Below are 20,079 nucleotides of genomic sequence, written 5' to 3' on the forward strand. Positions count from 1 at the left end.
GGCTCGTGGGTCAGCGGATACTTACTTTTATGATTTATTCATTTCCCCAGCCATTACGAAGGCTGGGTGGGATCCTATTACGCAAATTCGTCGCGAATCCCCACATACTCCAAGACTTTTAATAGTCCCTGGTACCCTCACTTATAGCATTACAAAAACAAGAAAACGAACAGGTACATCCCAAAGGACGGAATGCTAAAATGCTGATTACACCATATCATGCCAAGTACTTTGCTCATGAGTTATCTATCTTACATGCAAACAATGGTGTTGATAGGCTCTCTCAGTCCTTGTTTGATGCCAGTGTTGATCTAAACCCGCATCAGATTGAAGCAGCTTTATTCGCACTGGATAACCCCTTGAACAAAGGCGTAGTCTTGGCAGATGAGGTAGGCTTAGGTAAGACAATTGAAGCTGGATTGGTCTTATGCCAATACTGGGCAGAAAGGAAACGAAAACTACTCATAATATGTCCAGCTTCGTTAAGGAGACAGTGGGCGCAGGAGCTACTTGATAAGTTTAACCTACCTTCTCTAGTGCTAGATGCGAGGGCATATAAGCAACTGCAAGAACAGGGGGTGTATAACCCATTAAACAATAAACAAATTGTAATAATGTCTTATCATTATGCCGCAAGACTAGAGGATAGGTTGGTTGGGGAGTCTTGGGATCTTGTAGTTATTGACGAAGCGCATAAACTCAGAAATGCACACCGTGAAAGCAACAAAATGGGCCAGGCTCTGAGGCGAGCTTTAAATGGACGCAAAAAGCTTTTACTAACGGCAACACCATTACAAAACTCCTTAATGGAGTTGTATGGTATGTCTACTTTAATAGACGAGCACATCTTTGGCGATGATAAAGCTTTCAGAAAGCAATTTATGCAAGGAGAAAGCGATAGAGAAGACTTAAAGGAGCGCCTAAGCCTTTTCGTTAAACGAACATTGAGAAATCAGGTTTTAGAGTACGTTAAATATACTAACCGCATAGCGCTGACAGTTCCCTTTACCCCATCAGACCAGGAACAAGCCTTATATGATGCAGTAACTGCATTTCTAGAAAAAGAAGATAGCTACGCCTTGCCAAAGCGACAAAAACACTTAACTGGCTTAATTTTGAGAAAGTTACTGGCATCAAGCACCTACGCCGTTCTTAATACGATTCAGGTGATGAAAGCCCGCTTAGAGCAGTTAAAGCTAGAAAAGCTGAATACTCAAGATGACCTGCTTAGTACTATAATTGAAGATGATGATTTAGAAACAGATTATCTTGATGAAGTCGATATTGACGAACTGCTTGAAGAGGAAGCAGCTAAAGAAGTCATCGATCATAAAAGAGTTGTTGAAGAAATCAAAGAGCTAGAAGGCTTTATCAAACAAGCCCAAGACATCCATAATGACGAAAAAGCTAAAGCACTGTTAACTGCTCTTGATTTAGGATTTACTAAAATGGCAGAAATGGGTGCGGCAAGAAAAGTAATCATCTTTACTGAATCAAAACGAACACAGTCTTACTTAGCTTCTTTCTTAAGTCAAAATGGCTACATTAATAAAATAGTAACTTTTAGTGGCTCGAACAACCATCCTGAAGCAACGGAAATATATAATAAATGGAAAATAAAGTATCAGGGATCGGATAAAGTGACAGGATCCCCGCAGGTTGATAGAAGGACTGCCCTGATTGACTACTTTAAAGACAATGCTGAAATTATGATAGCAACGGAAGCAGCGGCTGAGGGTGTTAATTTGCAGTTCTGCTCTTTGTTAATTAATTATGATTTGCCATGGAATCCTCAGCGAGTTGAACAACGTATTGGCCGCTGTCATCGCTATGGTCAAAAGTTCGATGTTGTTGTTATCAACTTTCTGAATAAACGCAATTACGCTGATCAAAGAGTATTGGAGTTACTGACAGATAAGTTTTGTTTATTTGATGGTGTTTTTGGTGCTTCAGATTCAGTTTTGGGTTCACTTGAGAGTGGTGTTGACTTTGAAAAGCGGATCCAGCAAATTTATGAGGAGTGTCGCTCCCCTGAAGAGATTGAGTCGGCTTTTGAAACTCTACAAAAAGAGTTAGAAGATGATATAAATACCAAAATGGAGCAAACCAAAGAGGCTTTGCTAGAGCACTTTGATGAAGACATCCACGATATCCTAAAAATTAAGCTGGACCAAGCTAAAGAACGATTAGATAAAGTAAGTCGTTGGTTTTGGTCTGTTACCAAATTTCAATTACAAAACAAAGCCAGCTTCGACGAGCAAAATTATAGCTTTTATCTAACTCAAGAGGTAGCCGGCCAGAAACTAGGGCAGTATCAACTTATCCGAAAAATTGTAAGTGAAGGTGAAGACTCTAGGGCGACTATTTCTGAACATGCTCACACTTATCGAATTACTCATCCTTTAGGGGAATATGTTGTCAATTCAGCCAGAGAACTTGAGACACCAGTAGCTGAAATTTGTTTTGATTACGAGAACCACGGCACTAAAAACTCCATTGCAGAACAACTTAAGGGGCAGTCAGGTTGGTTGTCATTGAGTTTGCTTAGAATTGAAGCATTCCAAACCGAGGAGCACCTAGTATTCACTGCTTTAACAGATGGTGGCCAGCAGATCGATGCTGAAGCCTGTAAGAAGTTATTCAATATAGCAGCTGCAGTAGGCGACACAACAGAGACTCTTCATAATGATTTTTTTGAGCAAACCAAGAATCGTTTAATTGATGCTAAACTAGCTGAAGCAATGGAGTTGAATAATCAGTATTTCCAGGATGAAAGAGATAAATTAGAAAAGTGGGCTGATGACAAGATATTAGCTGCTGAACAAGCCTTAGTTGACACTAAAAACCAAATAAAGTCCGTTAAGCGAGAAAGTCGTTATGCTGAAACCATAGAAGAACAGAAGCAATTGCAAAAAAAATTGAAAGAACTAGAGCGTAAACAACGACAGCAACGAGCAGATATTTGGGACGTTGAAGACGATATAGCCGAAAAACGTGATGAGCTTATTGCTGCGTTAGAAGCTCGAATGAAACAGAAAACAGAAATATCAGAATTATTTACCATACGCTGGCGTGTCGCTTAGATATATCAGCTAGGAATTAGTATTAAAATTTAGGGCGTAAAATGAGCAAATATAACGAGCTAGTTAAAAAGCTAAAAGAAATTTTCCAAATCGATAAACCGGAATTAGATTTCGGTATCTATCGTATTTTGAATGCCAAAGCGGATGAGATTAACAACTACCTTGAGAACACACTAAAGAAAAAAATTAGTGATGCTTTGGCTTCGGCGGGTAATGCCAATAAAGAAGAATTGGAGCGACAGTTAGCTGAAGCTATTAAAAATGCAGAAGGTGCAGGGTTTAATCCAGATGATAGCCCAAAAGTAAAAGACCTTAGAGCACAAATCACAGCCTCATCACAAGGTGCGAATGAGCATGAAAATGCCGTGTTTACTCATTTATTAACATTCTTTTCTCGTTATTATGACAGTGGCGATTTTGTCAGTAAGCGTCGATATAAAGGGGATACTTACGCTATCCCTTACGCGGGTGAAGAAGTGATGCTTCACTGGGCTAATAAAGACCAGTATTACATAAAAAGCGGCGAGAACTTTTCTAATTACTCTTTTAAGCTAGATGATGGCCGCAAAGTGACCTTTAAGCTGCTTGCCGCAGATACCGCAAAAGATAACCGTAAAGACAATGATGCAGACCGACGTTTTGTGTTAGTTGAGCAGCATACTCGCATCAAGTATGACGACGAGGGCCTAGATTACGAAGATGAAGTATTGCCTATCGTTGTTGATAGCTCTGGTGAGCAAGATGAATTGGTCATTCAGTTTGAATACAAGGTAGTTAAAAAAGGCACCAAGCAAGAAGCTTTGGTAAGTCAGGCGCTAGATGCGATTTTATCTAATAGTAACATTCAAAGTGATTGGGTGGATGTCACAAAACGAGAACCAACGGAGAAAAATCCAAACCGCACTTTGCTCGAAAAGCATCTGACTACCTATACGCAACGTAACACCGCTGATTATTTCATCCACAAAGATTTAGGTGGTTTTTTATCTAATGAACTCGACTTCTATATTAAAAATGAAGTGATGAATTTAGATAACGTACAGAATGCCGAGGTATTTTCGGATATTGAAAAACAGCTACGGATGATCCAGTGCCTTCGCTCGATTTCAAAGGACATAGTTTCATTTTTAGCTCAACTTGAAAACTTCCAGAAAAAACTATGGGAAAAAATAAAATTTTCTTGGGGTGTAAACTACTATATCAGTCTCTGTAAAATTGACACTCTAACACTTAGCCAACTCGACATATCCGAACAACAAATCCAAGAATGGAAATTTCTATATGATTTAGATTTAGAAAGTCAAATAAGTATTACTTCGTTAGCTGACGCGTTTCCTAATTTAATGCTTAACACCGAATTCATGAGTATTGAAAGTCGCTTAAAAGTTCTTTCAGTGATTGAAGGCTTGGATGACCAACTAACCGGAACAGTTATTAATTCGGACAACTTTCAGGGATTACAGTTTTTAAAGTCCAGGTATAACGATAAGATTGACTGTATTTATATTGATCCACCATACAATGCTACTTCTAGTGAAATTCTATACAAAAATAATTTCAAGCATTCAGCATGGCTTAGCTTTATAGAATCCAGATTAATAGTAGCTAAGAAATTAATGCACCCTGAAGCTACGATCATAATAGCAATCGATGAAAATGAGCAAGAAAGGCTTGGATTGTTGATTGATAATCTATTTCCAAACCATGATAAATTTTGTATTTCAATAATCCATAACCCTGCTGGTGTTCAAGGAATAAACTTCTCTTCTTCGCATGAATATGCTTACTTCGTTTTCCCAAAAGGTGGTAACTATATAGGTCAAACAGAGCGAGAAGAGCCACTAATTTCAAACTTTAGAGATTGGGGAGGCACGTCGGCTAGAAAATTGGCTAAAACCTGCTTTTATCCTATAAAGGTTAAAGACAACAAAATAGTTGGCTTTGGAGACGTTTGTGATGAAGATTTTCACCCCATATCCAGTAATGTTCAAGATGGCGAAATAACACTAGTATACCCCATTGATTCAAAGGGAGTTGAGCGAAAGTGGGTCTTTTCAAAAAGTACAGCAGAAAGAGATTCGGACCAACTATTTGTCGTTGAAGATAAAGGTGAAATTTCGATAAAAAGAAAGAAGACTACTAGAAGCCATCGGACTGTATGGGATTCTAAAAAATATTACGCAAATATATATGGCTCCAAGGTAATAACATCAATGTTTGGAGAACAACCATTTTCTTTTCCTAAATCAATTCACACGGTTGAGGATTGTCTCAAGGCTTTATCTCGATTTAGAAAGAAAAATGGTATTGTAATGGATTTTTTTGCAGGTTCAGGAACTACAGGTCATGCAGCAATTAATTTGAATAGACAAGATGGTGGTACTCGAAAGTTTATATTGGTAGAGCAAGGCGACTATTGTAAAAAAGTAACGATTCCAAGAGTGTTAAAGGCTATGTACTCTTCCCGGTGGAAAAGCGGATCACCTGAACTAAATGACTCAATATCAGGAATCGTTAAAGTTTTATCAATTGAAAGCTATGAAGACAGCCTAAACAACCTAGAACTAAGAAAATCGCAAGCAACTGGCGACCTATTCGACTCAATGCCTGAACAAGCCAAGTCTGACTACTTACTCAACTACATGCTTGAGACTGAGAGCAAAGGTTCATTGTTAAGTACGGATGATTTCAAAAAGCCATTTGATTATAAAATGAAAATTGCCGTCGATTCGGCGGGTGCTTTTGAAGAGCGAAATATTGATTTAGTTGAAACTTTTAACTATTTAGTTGGTTTGCATGTTAATACTGTTGAATCAAACATAGAGCGTGGCTACGTGCGCGTAGAAGGTAACTTACCAAGTGGTGAAAAGGCGCTTATTTTATGGCGTGACTGTGAAAAAATCGGTTATGACGACTTTACTAAGTTTGCCAATCGCTTTGACTTGTTTGCTAAAGAAAAAACCTTTGATGTTATCTATGTTAATGGTGACCATAACTTACCAACTGCGTTTACCAGCGATGAGGGAGAAGTTACTCGTACGTTAAAGCTTCGCCAAATTGAGCCTGAGTTTCTTGAGCTAATGTTTGCTCCTGATGAGTTAGCATAAGGAGTAAAAGTATGGCAGTTGGAAAGGCAACGAAAAAGCAAACTAAGAAAAAATTAAGCTTTCATCAACAGTTAGTATTAAACCGCTTTATGTTCCGCTTTTTTAAAGGGGAAACATTACAAGGGTTAAAAGCGCGATTAGGTGAAGATCGTTTTGAAGGTATTCATGACGATGGACAAACTCACTTTTTTCATGAAATTAGCAATAATCTATTTGAAAGTGAGTTAGTTGATATTGACGATTTGCGTCGATATGACATGAATATCGTTGCCCATTGGCAACAAATCACTGAACAACGCAATAGAAAAGAAGAAACAGTAATGAATATGAAGTATTTCCAATACTTGTCATTATTGTTTACCGAAATCTATTTAGATTGGTACTTCAACAAGAAACAACAATTACTTGATGGTTTAAATGCAGAGCTAACCAAATATTGTGGTGAGCAGAAGCCAGCAGACCATTTCAAAACTTACGTGTTAGATGAGTTAAACAAACTTGCTTATTGGAATGCTACTGGTTCAGGGAAAACATTATTACTGCATGTGAATATTTTGCAGTATTTGCACTACTTTCAAAATGGCAATACTCATGTTTATCCCGATAAAATCATTTTGTTAACTCCAGACGAAAGACTATCGGCACAACACTTTAAAGAGTTGCATGATTCAGGCTTTGACCATATTCGTCTTTTTGACAAAAGCGGTATAACACCATTCAAAGGTACTATCGAGATTATTGATATTAATAAGCTTGCCGATGATATGGGTGACAAAACTGTTGCTGTTGAAGCGTTTGAAGGCAATAACTTAGTTCTGATTGATGAAGGCCATAAAGGTACAGGTACTGCTGCTGGTGCTTGGATGAAGCGTCGTGATGCCATTACTCGAACTGGCTTTGCTTTTGAATATTCTGCGACATTTGGACAAGCGGTAAGCGATGGGAAAACTGCGGATGCAGTAGAGCTTGAAATGCAAAAGAAAAAAGCCAAGATGCTTTTTCCTACAGAGACATTTGGCAAGTTGGACGAGGAACAAAAGGCTAAGCTGGTACTTGATGAAGTTGAACAGCGTGATGCCAGAATTCAGGCAACGAGAGAAGTCTATGCTAAGTCTGTGTTGTTTGATTATTCGTATAAGTTTTTCTACGAAGATGGATATGGTAAAGAGTCGTTGATACTTAACTTAGGCGACGACGAAAACGAAGAACGTCGCTATGAATACTTCACCGCTTGTTTGTTAAGTTTCTATCAGCAGCAATTTTTGTACTCAAAGAATCAGGAACAACTCGCCGAATTCAATATTGAAAATCCGCTATGGGTGTTTGTTGGTAGTTCTGTCGCCAAGGAAGACTCTGACATTCAGCAGGTTGTTAAGTTTTTGGCTTGGTTCTTAAATAACGAAAATCAGGCCAAGGCTTGGATTAAAGACCTCGTAAAAAATAATTCTCGTATTTTGGATACTAAAGACAGAAATATTTTTGATAAACGATTCTTGCCGCTTGGTGATACGGGTAAAGATGAAAGCCAGATTTACCAAAACATCATGGAGCGCTTATTTAATACCAGCCATACAGGGCAACGGCTATCCGTAGTTAACTTAAAAGGTAGTAAAGGTGAACTGGCACTGCGTGTAGGTACATCAGAACCTTTTGGACTAATTAATGTAGGCGATTCATCAAAGCTTTACAAGGCATTGGATGAGGAACCGTCGTTTGATTATATGTCAGATGATTTTGCTAAAACGTTATTTCATACAATCAACAGTCAAGATTCTAAGATAAACGTACTGATTGGGTCTCGAAAGTTTACCGAAGGTTGGTCAAGCTGGCGTGTTTCGACAATGGGCTTGCTGAATATAGGTAAGGGCGAAGGCTCGCAAATCATTCAGTTATTTGGTCGCGGTGTACGTTTAAAAGGACAGGGTTATTCACTTAAGCGAAGCACTCCAGCTCAGCGACCTAAAGGATTAAACCTAGAAAAGCTTGAGACACTGAATGTTTTTGGCGTTCGTGCTGATTATATGGCGACATTCAAACAGTACCTAGAAGCTGAAGGGATTACGCCTAGTGACGAAATATTAGAACTTGATTTTGAAACACGCCCATCGTTGCCAAAATCTAAGTTAAAAACACTGAAACTAAAAGACGGTTATAAAGACAATCAAAAGAAAGGCTTTAAACGAGTTCATTTCCCAAGTTTGTATGAAGTGCCGGACGAGTTTGAGGGCAAAATTAAAGAGCCGCATGTTAAGTTGGATCTCTACCCGAAAATCGAGGCATTAAGTACTACCGATTCAGGTGATAAAACACCTGCGCATGACAGGCTTCCAAGAAAACTAAAAGCAGAAGTTATTGCCGCTTTTGATTTTGAGCGAATATACCTCGCAATTCAGGATTTCAAATTACAACGTGGCTGGAGTAATTTACGTTTAGATAAGGCCAAGTTGACTGAATTCTGCTTGGGCAAAACTCCCACAGCTAATACTTGGTATACCTTACTGATACCGGAGCAAGAATTAGAGATTAAATTATTCTCGGATGTGCGTAAGCAAGAAGACATCATGATCCGGTTGCTTCAGGATTACACGGATAGATTCTATAAAGCGCTCAAAAATGCTTATGAAGGGCAGTTTTTTGAAGTCACCCATGTTCATGAAGATGACCCAGGGATGCTTAAAGTTTACCACTTTGAAATTGAAGATACTGAAGATGGTTTCTCTTATTCAACTCGCCTGGAACAACTTCAAAAACTTGTTGTTGCTGGTGAACTAGGAAAAGCCAAAGATTGGGACGCACCAGGCATGGTCGCCATTACGTTTGATAAGCACCTTTATTACCCGCTTATGTCAATTGAGCACAATGCTTCCGTTCCACTTAAGATGCGCCCGACGGCGTTCGATGCACCTAGTGAAGTTCAATTTGTCAGAGATTTAGAAGAGTTCTTATCAACACCAAAAGGACAAGCCGTAATCGGTGATAAAAGTATCTATTTGTTAAGAAATGCTGACACGAAAGCGAAAGGTTTAGGCTTCGCGTTGGCTGAAAACTTCTATCCTGACTTCTTATTGTGGTTGGTTGATGATGCAACAGGTGAACAGTGGCTTAGCTTGATTGATCCAAAAGGTATCCGTCAAATTGACTTGAACAGTGGTAAGTTTGGTTTGTATAAAGAAATTAAGAAATATCAAAGAGAAGATTTGAATCTGAGCTCGTTTATTCTTTCAGCGACATCATTTAATGATTTAATCAACGTTAGTAGATCAAAAGATGAATTAGAAGAGTCAAATGTTGTATTCATGGAAGATGGAAGAGATGTTTACTTAGAAAAAATTATAACAAGCGCTCTTGCAAGTTAAGTATTATTAATTGCTTTTTTGAGTATTTTTCTGGAAATACAATGCAGTCAAGAAATTATGGTAACGAAAAGTTACTTCAAAATAGGTGGTAACAAAAATATACAAATGCTACCAGCTAGAATTATAACCTATGGACATATGGGGAAATAGTCTAGAGTGTAGAGAAAACATGGCCCACAGCCGTTTCACCAGTGATAAATGTTACGAGTGGTGTGGATTGGATAAATTGGCAAACACCATGAAAATGAAGAACGTAAACTTTTACCTAGGTAATTAAGCCCATTTTAAATCTCCTGCGACAATTTGTCGCAGTGTTTTTTCCTTTCAAAGCTATACAATTAGCGCCGATTTGATTCTTTTCTGAGGGCGTTATGAATTTCTTTTCTTTTGATTCTTTTCGTGTGAGCGCGGTAGCTTTCGCTGTGTCTAGTTGTTTCTTTTCTGGGGTTGTTCTGGCTGAGGATGAGCAGATTGATGTGATTACGATCAGTGCTTCGCGGGTATCTTCTGATGATTTGTCGGTGGCGGATGCGGATCCGGTTGAGTCGGATGTGGCGCAGTGGTTGAAGACGGTGCCTGGGGCGAATGTGAATAAGAATGGCCCGGTGACGGGGATTGCGCAGTATCGCGGGATGTTTGGTGATCGGGTGGGTGTCAGCCTAAATGGTCGTACGGCGATTGGTGCTGGCCCAAATGCGATGGATGCGCCTTTGACCTATGCGGTGCCGATGACGGTTGAGGCTATGACGGTTTATCGTGGGATTGCGCCAGTGACTGCGGGAATCGATACCATGGGCGGTGCGGTGGATGTGCATTTGAAGCGTGCGCGCACCTCTGAGGAACTGTCGGTTGAGGGTTCTTTGAGCAGCTGGTATTCGGGAATTAATGACGGCAAGACCTATGCCGGGGATATCAATGTCAGCGCCAATGATTTCGGGTTGTATGCCTTTATCAGCGACCAGACTGCCAATAATGCCGAAGATGCTCTGGGCCGTGACATCATCACGACCGCTTACGATAAGCAGCAGTCGGGCTTGGATATGGCTTATGAGTTTGGTAACAGCCGCATTGGCGTGCGTTACGGCAAGACTGACACCGGCTTCTCGGGAACGCCTGCATTGCCGATGGATATCAATTATGTGGATGGTGAGCAGTGGAGTCTTGATGGTCAGCATCAGTTTGATGGTGCCATGTTGGAGTGGCAGTTTGGCGCTTCGGATAATACGCATGGCATGGATAATTTTAGCCAGCGCGAGAATCTTGATCCTGCCGCGCAGCGATATACCTATGCTGCGGCGAAGAGCTCTGACTACAAGTTGCAACTGACGGTTGGCGACTGGGTATATGGCCTGCAGGGTTATCTGTCTGAGCACGATGTGGATATTAGTAATCCGAACAATATGATGTTCAGCTTGATTAATTTTAATCAGGTTGCGGACGACCGCCATAGCGCCTATGTGCAGTGGGGACAGCGCTCAGAAGCGGGTAGCGATACCTTTGGCGTGCGGGTTAAGTATAACCGCGCTGATGCTGGCGAGGTGGCGCATTCAATGGCGATGATGAGTCCAGCGATTGCCGGTTTGCAGAATGACTTTAACCAGGCGGACCGTAGCGTCAGCGATACCACTTATGATGTGACCTATCATGGCAAGTCTGTGATGAGCGAGAACTTCATCTGGAATTACAGCGCAGGCATTAAGCAACACGCGGCCAGTTATCAGCAGCGTTACCTGTGGATCCCGATGCAGTCTACGGGCGGATTGGCGGATGGTAAAACCTATATTGGGGATATCAATCTTGATCCGGAAACAGCGTATCAGCTTGATGCCGGTTTTGATTACAGTCAGGGCGGTTTTAAAGTCTCGCCACGCGCTTTCTATTCGCAGGTTAAGGATTACATTGAAGGAACGCCGAGTAGCGACCCAAGAGCCATTATGGTGGCTGGCATGATGGGCGATCCTGCGCCATTGCAGTTCACCAATATTGATTCGACCTTGTGGGGCTTTGATGCTAACTGGCGCTATGACATGCCATCGGATTTCTTTATGTCCGGGGTGGTGAGTTATGTGCTTGGTGAGCGTGATGATAGCGATATTAACTTGTATCGGATTGCGCCATTGAATACCCGATTTGTGTGGGGTTATCAGGGCGTGCAGTTCTCAACCCAATTTGCTGCGCAGATTTACGCCGACCAGGATCGAGTGTCGAGTATCAATAATGAAACCGAAACCGCAGGCTACATGGTGTGGGACTGGATGGCCGATTATATATTTGATAATGGCCTGACTGTGCGTGCCGGAATCGAGAACCTGTTCGATAAACAGTATGTGGAGCATCTGGGTGGCGTCAATCGAGCCGCGGGAAGTGAGATAGCTGTTGGTGAGCGTTTGCCAGCCAATGCTCGGAATGTGTATGTGGGGTTTGAGGTAAGGTTTTAGTGATTTGTAGGGGCGATTCATGAATCGCCCGTACGAAAGGGAGGCCCAGCCCTAAACCAGTTTGAAAACGCGTCAATGTCTTCCTTATAGCCTTGCGGAACGGTGAATAAGGGGGCTTGGCGTGTTTTTTTATTTTGGATATATGGCCTGATGAAAGAATAGCTGTTGGCGAGCGTTTGCCAGCCAATGGTCGGAATGTGTATGTGGGGTTTGAGGTTAGGTTTTAAGAGAAGGAATGTTTGTAGGGGCGATTCATGAATCGCCCGTACGAAGGGCGAGGGTGGATTCCTCGATCAAAAAGGGCGGCCACATTGGGTCGCCCTTTCTGTTGAAGCGGTGCTCTATTACTTAATACGAATCACGCTGTAGCGCTGATTTCTACCTTTAACTTGCATTCTGTAGCTGTTCATAAAGCCTTTGTCTATGATAACTGTTGGGTTTTGAATCTTATAGAAACCTGTTCGACTATCAATAATTTCCCATACTTGACCGTTATCAAGTTTAATCTTTAGCCCATCTTTCCATTCATGGAATGAGCCGATTGCAGTCGCAGTCAGGCTATCCAACTTACCTTCCTCTCTCATGCGCTCTTTGCCGAATTCTTCGACTCTATCTTTTTTGCTGACAACTTCGGCTTTCGGTGCAGGTTTTTGTGCTTGCTCAGGCATTGCTGGCTTCGCTGGATCTGCCGGTTTGGCAGGCTGGGCCGCTGGTTCTGGTTTAGCCGGTGCTTGTCTGTTTTTTAGAAACTGGTCATAGCAGGCGAGGCGTTTGGTATCGTCGGTGATGGCTGCGCAATCTTCCGGTGTTGAGGCCGCTGCGGCGAAGTTGGCCCATGCGGTTATCCCAAATAAAATGCAGATGTGCTTTATATTCATATTAGTTCTCATTACTGTTCTAACTGTGCTTGCTATATTAAAGCAATTTCATAATAATTGAACCGCTATTTTAATCAAAAATATAAAAGTGTTATTGAGGTTTACATGATAAAAGTTTTGCTGGTTGATGATCACGATTTGGTTCGCATGGGATTGGGCCGTTTACTCTCCGATGCTGATGGAATTGAGGTTGTTGGCGAAGCTGAGTCTGGGGAAGAGGCAATAAAAAAGGTCAAGGAGTTAAACCCTCACGTTGTAATGATGGATGCCAACATGCCGGGCATCGGTGGTTTAGAAGCAACCCGTCGTATGTTGCGCTTTGAGCCAGATTTGAAGGTGATTGCGTTGACGGTGCATGGTTCTGAGCCTTATCCCAGTCAGTTTATCGCTGCGGGTGCCATGGGTTACTTAACCAAAGGTACAGACATTGATGAGATGGTTAAGGCCATTCATTCGGTCAATCGAGGTAAGCTTTATCTGGCGGCGGAAGTGGCGCAACAGATGGCGTTGAGCCAGTTCAGCAAGACCGAAGACAATCCTTTCAGTACCTTGTCTGAGCGCGAAATGCAGATCATGCTGATGATTACGCGCGGTGAAAAAGTTCAGGCTATTTCCGATAAGCTGCATTTAAGTCCGAAGACGGTGAACAGTTACCGCTATCGTTTATTTGAAAAGCTGGGTGTTGAGAATGATGTGAGCCTGACGCACATGGCGCTGCGCTATAAAGTGATCGAAGCCCAATAATCATTGAGCAGCAGAGAACCTGATGAGTCCAGTGGACGACAATACTTCTTCAATCAAACCCCAAATCAAGAAAATCCTTGCTCACCTGAGCAAAAAGCCCGGTGTCTACCAGATGCTGGGCAAAGATGGCGAAACCCTCTATGTCGGTAAAGCCAAAAATCTTTCCAATCGTGTTAAAAGCTATTTCGTTAAACAGCATCAGTCGCCCAAGACTGAATTGCTGGTAACTTATATCGAAGATATTCATACCACGGTTACGGAAACTGAAACCGAAGCACTGCTGCTCGAAAATAACCTGATTAAAAAATATAAGCCGCGCTTTAATGTTCTGTTTCGTGATGACAAGTCTTATCCCTTCGTCTTTTTATCGGCGGGCGATTTTCCGCGTCTGGCCTATCATCGTGGCGCTAAAAAAGAGAAGGGCGATTACTTCGGACCTTTTCCCAGCACCAGCGCGGTGCGCCAGAGTTTGTCGCTGATCCAGAAAACCTTTCAGATCCGTCAATGCGAAGACAGTTATTTTGCCAATCGCTCTCGTCCCTGCCTGCAATATCAAATTAAGCGCTGTACTGCGCCCTGCGTCGGCTATATCTCTAAGGAAGAGTACGCCAAGGACGTTGAGAACGTAAAACTTTTCTATCAGGGCAAAAGCGAGCAGGTCATCAAGCGTTTGCAAAAGAAGATGGATGTGGCCAGCCAGAATTTAGAGTTTGAAATTGCGGCGCGTTATCGTGATCAAATTAAGCAGATGCGTCATGTTATGCAGCAGTCTGTGATCAGCGGCAATGCTAGCGATATGGATGTTATTGGTGTGGCTTATGCTTCTGGTGTCTGCTGCATTCTGCTGGTGTTTATCCGACAGGGAATGATAGTTGGCAACAAAACCTATTTCCCGAAAGTACCGAAGCATAGTGATCTGCAGGAAATCGTATCGACTTTTCTGGGTTTTTATTATCTGTCGGGCGCTGAAATTCCGAAACAGGTAGTTATTGAGAATTTACCGGAAGATTTAGAGGCATTGCAGGAAGCGTTCAGTCAGCAACGTGGCTCGAAAGTGACACTGCGCCAGGCCAGTCGAGGGCAGGTTAAGGAATGGCAAACCTTTGCCAACAAGAACGCAGAGCATTCGTTGCGTGCCAAGCTTAACAGTAAGTCTAACTTCACTCAGCGTTTGCTGGACTTGCAAAAATCCCTGCAGATGGAACAGATGCCGAAGCATGTGGAGTGTTTTGATATCAGCCATACACAGGGTAAGCAGACGGTCGCTTCCTGTGTGGTGTTTGATGAGAATGGCCCGAAAAAAGCCGATTACCGCATCTTTAATATTTCAGGGATTACCGGTGGTGATGATTATGCGGCCATGCAGCAGGCCCTGACGCGACGTTACAAGCGTCTTAGAGACGAACAACAGCCTCTGCCAGACTTGGTGATCGTTGATGGCGGTAAAGGGCAGCTGGCAAAGGCTGAAGAGGTCTTTAATGAGCTGGAGCTCAAGTCCATTTATTTGATTGGTGTTTCCAAGGGTAGTGACCGTAAAGTCGGTATGGAGCAAATCTGGTTTCCAGGCCAGCATCAGCCATTGCTGCTAGAGGATGACTCGAAAGCGCTGCACTTTATTCAGCATATTCGCGATGAAGCGCATCGCTTTGCGATTACCAAGCACCGCCACCAGCGCAAGAAGTCCGCCACTAAGTCGATGCTGGAAGAAATTCCAGGCGTTGGTGCTAAGCGACGTCAGGCGCTGCTGAGGCATTTTGGAGGCTGGCAGGAAGTCGAAGGTGCCAGCGTTAAGGAGATCGCTGGAGCTCCGGGAATCAGTCTGTCGCTGGCGCAAAAAATTTATGATTATTTGCATAGTTAGCGGTATTTCTTAAAAACAATCCGCTACAATGAGCCCGTCAATAACAATCAATCAGGAACCTAAATCAAGCCATGTGGAACTTGCCTAACGTATTAACTGCTTTTCGGATATTGCTGGTCCCAATGTTCGTTATCTTTTTCTATATTGATGATCCAGTTGCACGTTGGATTACGCTTGGTATTTTCTGTTTTGCGGCAGCTACTGATTGGTTAGACGGCTTTTTGGCGCGTCGCATGAATATTGAGTCGCCTTTTGGCGCTTTTCTTGACCCAGTTGCTGATAAGTTGATGGTGGCAATCACTTTGATTCTGCTGGTTGAGCGTGAGGGCAGTCTATGGCTGGCAGTCCCTGCAATGGTTATTATTGGCCGTGAAATCACGATTTCCGCATTGCGAGAGTGGATGGCGGAAGTAGGCAATCGCGCGGTTGTTGGTGTTTCTTTTATCGGCAAGGCTAAAACGGTTTGTCAGATGTTTGCCATCTTCCTATTCCTATTGGCGCCGCAGAGTGTATTTGGGCTGCCCAAGACCTTTGGCTTTGTCTTTATCTGGTTAGCTGCGCTATTAACATTGTGGTCTATGTACAGCTATTTAAAAGCTGCCTGGCCATACTTGACAAGCTCGGAGAATGACGCATAATAACCAGCTCCTGACGCGGCACCAGGATTAAAGGCTAAAAAAACAACACATTGTTCAAGCCTTAATCAGCATCAGGAAGCGTGCTAAAAAAATTGATTTTTTGTGTTGACACATAAAGATTTCACAGTAAAATGCACGCCATCAAATGACGCGGGAATAGCTCAGCTGGTAGAGCACAACCTTGCCAAGGTTGGGGTCGCGAGTTCGAATCTCGTTTCCCGCTCCAAATTCAAAACCTCGGTGCTTCTAGGCCGAGGTTTTTTATATCAGCACCAGTAAAACTGATTTATGGCTGAGTGGTAGAGTGGCTATACAGCGGATTGCAAATCCGTGGACGTCGGTTCGACTCCGGCCTCAGCCTCCATAATCAGACCTAAGCTGTAAAGCAAGGTGCGAGACAAGTCATCTGCCCAGGTGGCGAAATTGGTAGACGCAAGGGACTTAAAATCCCTCGGTGGCAACACCGTGCCGGTTCGACTCCGGCCCTGGGCACCATCTCTTTTCAATCTTATAGACCTAAATAAACTGCGTTACAGTAACAAGCACTGTTAATGGCTGTTGATATTTGGCAATTCTAGTAAGAAGCTCTGAACACTTAGCTATGCGGTAGGTTTCTTGGCCAACGTATTTCCATCTTGGCGCCACCAAGTGCATCGGATTTAGAAATGGAAAACTCGCCCTCATGCCAGATTGCTACTTTGCGGACGATATATAGCCCTAAGCCAAATCCTTTGTGATTCTGTTCTTTTACGTTCTCGCGGCTGAAAGGCTGCATCAACTGCTGGGCATTGTCTCCCACGCCCGGACCATCGTCTTCCACTGATAGCACACAGTTGTTATCAACCAGTGAGAAATTCAAACTGATCTGTTTATCCGAAAAGCGGATGGCATTGGTGAGCAGGTTTTGAATGGCGATCGACATTGATGATTTGTCGAAGCAAACCTGTACATCATCGCTATGACAATGAATAACGGTTTGCTCTTCATATATTGAGAATTTTTCGTATATCTCTTTGAGAAAGTCTTTTATGGAAAGCACTTCAAAATGGAGTGTGTCAGTTTCATTTTCCACTTTGGCGAAGGACAAATAGTCATTGACCAGTGATTCAATCTCGGAAATATCGTTTTGTATTCGTTCTTTTTGCGAAGTTTTAATATTGGGCGAAATCAGTTCCAACATAAACTTCATGCGTGCCAGTGGCGTCCGTATTTCATGAGAAATAGTCCGCGACAAATCTTTATTCATCTGGATAAAGTTTAAGACTTTGTCGGACATGGTATAAAAGGCCCGAGCCAGAGGATAAATGTTTGAAGACTCCTTAACAGAACGCTTCATAGGGGAGGGCTTTAATCCGAAATCCACTGCATCCTGTTGCAGTTTATATAGGTCGCGAAAAATGGGACGCATCATGAGCAGTATGAGAAACGCGAGGCTGCTGTAAAAAAGAGGTACTACATAAGGTTCAAAGGAGGTTGCTTTCTTCTGATGCATAAAAGGACCGAACTGCATCAGCTGTCCACTATTGAGATCTTTTTTATAGTAAAAGGTCTGATCGCTATCATCTGTGATGGCAATAACCTTGCCTTGTTCAACCATCTGCTGGATATCTGGTGGCAAAGCTAAGCTGGCAGCTTCAATGGTCAAAAGATTAGGTAATGGCTTTGTACCTCTTTTGCTATCTGAGCTAAGTCCATCAAAAAAATAATCCACTTCTATTTGATAGTTGGCATTGTCATCCTGAATGGCGTTATAAATTTGGTTAAACGACCAAATCAATAGTGCACCTGCCAGGATTATCAGTGCATAAAACCTAAAGAACTGGAACTTCATTGAGCTTCTACTTCTTTGGTATAGGTAAATAAATAGCCTTTGCCCCATACTGTACGTATGACCAGACCGGGTATTTTGAAGCTGTCTATTTTGGCACGCAAGCGGCTGGTTCTGGCATCAACGGTTCTATCCATACCGTTATATTCCCGACCAATAATTGCCTGGAATAGAAATTCTCTGGAAAGCACTTTGCCTTGATTGATTGCGAACACCCATAGCAGGTCAAAATCTTGGCTGGTTAAATCCAATGGCTTGTTGGCTACGGTCGCTACTTTTTGATTTTTATTAAGCTCTAAATCGCTAATCGTTAATATGTCTTGAGATTTGAGAGGCTTTGTTTTACGTAGATTGGCTTTGATTCGGGCAAGTAGGACGTTGGGCTCTACCGGTTTAACAATATAATCAATCGCTCCCAGCTCCAGCCCTCTTATCTGATCTTCATCATCGCTCAGTGCAGTCATGAAGATAATCGGGCAATGAAAGGTCTGTTCTAAAATGTTTTTCAGGTTAAAACCATCAATATCCGGCAGCATGACATCACATAAAATTAGATCAAAAGACTCTGGGTTGGCGACTTTTTTTGCATCAAGGCCTTTTGCAATGTGGGTAATCAAAAAACCATGCGCAGTAAGGTACTCCTCAATGAGTTGAGCCAATGGCAAGTCATCTTCGATTAGCAGAATATTACAATCTAACATGGCTATAAGATCCCTATGCCGTAGTTTCGACGTTTTCTTTTATCAACGGGCTCGAAAACACTATGGATAAAACTACTGGTTGCTAAAACTAATCCTTTATCTTCATCAACCGCCTGAAGTTCAATACTTTTATTGGCGGTTACGGTGACGTTAAGTTCGGCTTGCCTGGTTTGCTCTTTGCACCAAAGGGGAGTCTCTTTGGGTACCTGATAGATGCATAAATTATGGGGTTGCTTACTGACAAACGATATGATGATTCCCTGTTTGCAGATTTCGCCCTGTTGTTTAACCACACAGGTTGTTGGCTTGATGGTCAGGGTTGCTGTCATATCCTCGATGGGGGATTCTGGACTCCAGTTATGTTCCTGTTGCGTGGCCAAACAGTAACTTCCTACCAGGAGGTAAGTTGTTAGTGAAATAGCAAATACAGGTCGCTTCATCATAAGTCCTAGAATCGATATTTTATACCCAGAAAGTAAGTGTCTGGTTCATCCGTGCTGATAATTTCACTGTCAGTGATTTCGTGTGATAAAAAGCTTCTCCGGTAATTTAACTGCCAGGACCAGGAAGAATTTATTTGGTACTCCGAGTCGAGGCTAAAAGCGTAATTGGTGCCTGAAGAATTCGGCTGGTAGGTGAATATTGGTAACAAGCCTTCTTCAGGAGTGATTCCATAATAATAGTTGAGCAGCTTTTTACTCTTATGTATAGCACTACCTCTTATGCCTAACGACCATTTATCAGTAATCATAAATCCATAGGAAATGGACAGGTCAACTTCGTAACCATTATGAACATCTGTGATGTCCTGGTAATAACCTGAGCGTATGTCAAAGTCACCGATCGAATAGTTAATGGCGAGGCCAGCTAAGTAGGAGATATCACGTTTAATATCTTCGGGTTGAATTCTTGGGTCTCTGAGGGGTGGCTGAATGCCTAGAGCGGTGAACACTCCGAAATCATCAAGCTTGAAATAGATACCGTCATCGTTAAGACGTCCCACCAAATCGATATACAGCTCAGAGTCTTCAAACAGTGTGTAGCCGATGGTGGTATTGTCGAGGAAAAAATTGTCACCGTAATAGCTAATGCTTGGAAGCAGGTATAGATCATAGTCATCGACATTACTGATGATGCTTTCAACCTGGCCATAACCTAAGCTTAGCGAAAATTGCCATTCACCAGTCTGTTGATACTCTGATGTATTCGTTTCTTGTGATTCTTTTTCCTTTGGAATTTGTGTTTCATCAACAGCTTCGATTTCTATTGTTGCAGTTTCAATAGGGGCGTTCTCGGTGGCAATGACCGATAGAGAAATGGTGCTTAATGAAAACAGTATTAATAAAAGGAAAAGTTTCTTCATAGGTAAACCCGTTAGAGGGTCGTCTACTGTATTTTATTGACAGTAAATCGAGTCTAGCAACGACTTGAAAGCTTGTCCAACC

12 protein-coding genes and 3 tRNA genes are annotated in these 20,079 nt (G+C 42.3%); 10 read left to right on the top strand and 5 right to left on the bottom strand.

The window, feature by feature from the left end; all coding sequences use genetic code 11:
• The first annotated feature begins 200 nt into the window (after positions 1-200).
• From B158_RS0106340 to B158_RS0106355, 4 genes are all read left to right on the top strand, one after another.
• On the top strand, positions 201-3,083 hold the full coding sequence (locus tag B158_RS0106340) for an SNF2-related protein (protein WP_018624523.1): 2,883 nt from the start codon (positions 201-203) through the stop codon (positions 3,081-3,083).
• A gap of 41 nt (positions 3,084-3,124) precedes the next feature.
• Entirely contained in the window at positions 3,125-6,190 is a 3,066-nt protein-coding gene (locus B158_RS0106345) for a site-specific DNA-methyltransferase (protein WP_018624524.1), read from the top strand.
• An 11-nt stretch (positions 6,191-6,201) separates the two neighbouring features.
• Positions 6,202-9,546 carry a DEAD/DEAH box helicase family protein gene (locus B158_RS0106350; RefSeq protein WP_018624525.1) on the top strand — a complete coding sequence of 1,115 codons (3,345 nt, stop codon included), beginning with the start codon at positions 6,202-6,204 and terminating at the stop codon, positions 9,544-9,546.
• 371 nt (positions 9,547-9,917) lie between these two features.
• Positions 9,918-11,984 (top strand): TonB-dependent receptor domain-containing protein, encoded by a 2,067-nt coding sequence (locus tag B158_RS0106355; protein WP_018624526.1) that lies wholly within the window; start codon positions 9,918-9,920, stop codon positions 11,982-11,984.
• A 344-nt stretch (positions 11,985-12,328) separates the two neighbouring features.
• Here B158_RS0106355 and B158_RS0106360 read toward each other — a convergent pair whose 3' ends face one another.
• Entirely contained in the window at positions 12,329-12,862 is a 534-nt protein-coding gene (locus tag B158_RS0106360; protein ID WP_018624527.1) for a hypothetical protein, read from the bottom strand.
• Between the two features lie 105 nt (positions 12,863-12,967).
• Between B158_RS0106360 and uvrY the strand changes: the two genes are divergently transcribed.
• The 6 genes from uvrY (at position 12,968) to B158_RS0106390 (ending at position 16,600) form a co-directional block, all read left to right on the top strand.
• Positions 12,968-13,606, top strand: coding sequence for a UvrY/SirA/GacA family response regulator transcription factor (gene uvrY / locus B158_RS0106365; RefSeq protein WP_026309279.1), 639 nt, complete (start codon positions 12,968-12,970; stop codon positions 13,604-13,606).
• Positions 13,607-13,628: 22 nt separating this feature from the next.
• A complete protein-coding gene (gene uvrC / locus B158_RS0106370) occupies positions 13,629-15,467 on the top strand; it encodes an excinuclease ABC subunit UvrC (RefSeq protein WP_018624529.1) in 1,839 nt (612 codons plus the stop codon).
• Positions 15,468-15,538: 71 nt separating this feature from the next.
• Positions 15,539-16,105 (top strand): CDP-diacylglycerol--glycerol-3-phosphate 3-phosphatidyltransferase, encoded by a 567-nt coding sequence (pgsA, locus tag B158_RS0106375; protein ID WP_018624530.1) that lies wholly within the window; start codon positions 15,539-15,541, stop codon positions 16,103-16,105.
• A gap of 150 nt (positions 16,106-16,255) precedes the next feature.
• Positions 16,256-16,331, top strand: a tRNA-Gly gene (locus B158_RS0106380).
• A gap of 64 nt (positions 16,332-16,395) precedes the next feature.
• Positions 16,396-16,469: transfer RNA gene (locus B158_RS0106385), tRNA-Cys, on the top strand.
• A 44-nt stretch (positions 16,470-16,513) separates the two neighbouring features.
• A tRNA-Leu gene (locus B158_RS0106390) sits at positions 16,514-16,600 on the top strand.
• Between the two features lie 100 nt (positions 16,601-16,700).
• Here the strand turns inward: B158_RS0106390 and B158_RS0106395 are convergent.
• The 4 genes from B158_RS0106395 to B158_RS0106410 are packed head-to-tail and all read right to left on the bottom strand — an operon-like array spanning position 16,701 to position 19,997.
• The gene (locus B158_RS0106395) at positions 16,701-17,936 is read right to left on the bottom strand and encodes an ATP-binding protein (RefSeq protein ID WP_018624531.1); all 1,236 of its coding nucleotides are present in this window, start codon (positions 17,934-17,936) and stop codon (positions 16,701-16,703) included.
• The gene (locus tag B158_RS0106400) at positions 17,933-18,634 is read right to left on the bottom strand and encodes a response regulator transcription factor (RefSeq protein ID WP_018624532.1); all 702 of its coding nucleotides are present in this window, start codon (positions 18,632-18,634) and stop codon (positions 17,933-17,935) included. The genes B158_RS0106395 and B158_RS0106400 overlap by 4 nt, the downstream gene beginning before the upstream one ends.
• Positions 18,635-18,636: 2 nt before the next feature.
• Positions 18,637-19,077: a DUF3019 domain-containing protein gene (locus tag B158_RS0106405; RefSeq protein ID WP_083911915.1), complete on the bottom strand. Its 441-nt coding sequence runs from the start codon at positions 19,075-19,077 to the stop codon at positions 18,637-18,639.
• A 5-nt stretch (positions 19,078-19,082) separates the two neighbouring features.
• Positions 19,083-19,997, bottom strand: coding sequence for a MipA/OmpV family protein (locus tag B158_RS0106410; RefSeq protein ID WP_018624534.1), 915 nt, complete (start codon positions 19,995-19,997; stop codon positions 19,083-19,085).
• Between the last annotated feature and the right edge of the window lie 82 nt (positions 19,998-20,079).

Source organism: Kangiella aquimarina DSM 16071 (assembly GCF_000374105.1).
GTDB classification, from domain to species: Bacteria; Pseudomonadota; Gammaproteobacteria; order Enterobacterales; family Kangiellaceae; genus Kangiella; species Kangiella aquimarina.

Bases quoted from the DNA above. Each gene is read 5' to 3' on its own strand.
- B158_RS0106340 (WP_018624523.1), top strand. From the start codon at position 201: ATGCTGATTACACCATATCATGCCAAGTACTTTGCTCATGAGTTATCT.
- B158_RS0106345 (WP_018624524.1), top strand. From the start codon at position 3,125: ATGAGCAAATATAACGAGCTAGTTAAAAAGCTAAAAGAAATTTTCCAA.
- B158_RS0106350 (WP_018624525.1), top strand. From the start codon at position 6,202: ATGGCAGTTGGAAAGGCAACGAAAAAGCAAACTAAGAAAAAATTAAGC.
- B158_RS0106355 (WP_018624526.1), top strand. From the start codon at position 9,918: ATGAATTTCTTTTCTTTTGATTCTTTTCGTGTGAGCGCGGTAGCTTTC.
- B158_RS0106360 (WP_018624527.1), bottom strand. From the start codon at position 12,862: ATGAATATAAAGCACATCTGCATTTTATTTGGGATAACCGCATGGGCC.
- uvrY (WP_026309279.1), top strand. From the start codon at position 12,968: ATGATAAAAGTTTTGCTGGTTGATGATCACGATTTGGTTCGCATGGGA.
- uvrC (WP_018624529.1), top strand. From the start codon at position 13,629: ATGAGTCCAGTGGACGACAATACTTCTTCAATCAAACCCCAAATCAAG.
- pgsA (WP_018624530.1), top strand. From the start codon at position 15,539: ATGTGGAACTTGCCTAACGTATTAACTGCTTTTCGGATATTGCTGGTC.
- B158_RS0106395 (WP_018624531.1), bottom strand. From the start codon at position 17,936: ATGAAGTTCCAGTTCTTTAGGTTTTATGCACTGATAATCCTGGCAGGT.
- B158_RS0106400 (WP_018624532.1), bottom strand. From the start codon at position 18,634: ATGTTAGATTGTAATATTCTGCTAATCGAAGATGACTTGCCATTGGCT.
- B158_RS0106405 (WP_083911915.1), bottom strand. From the start codon at position 19,077: ATGATGAAGCGACCTGTATTTGCTATTTCACTAACAACTTACCTCCTG.
- B158_RS0106410 (WP_018624534.1), bottom strand. From the start codon at position 19,997: ATGAAGAAACTTTTCCTTTTATTAATACTGTTTTCATTAAGCACCATT.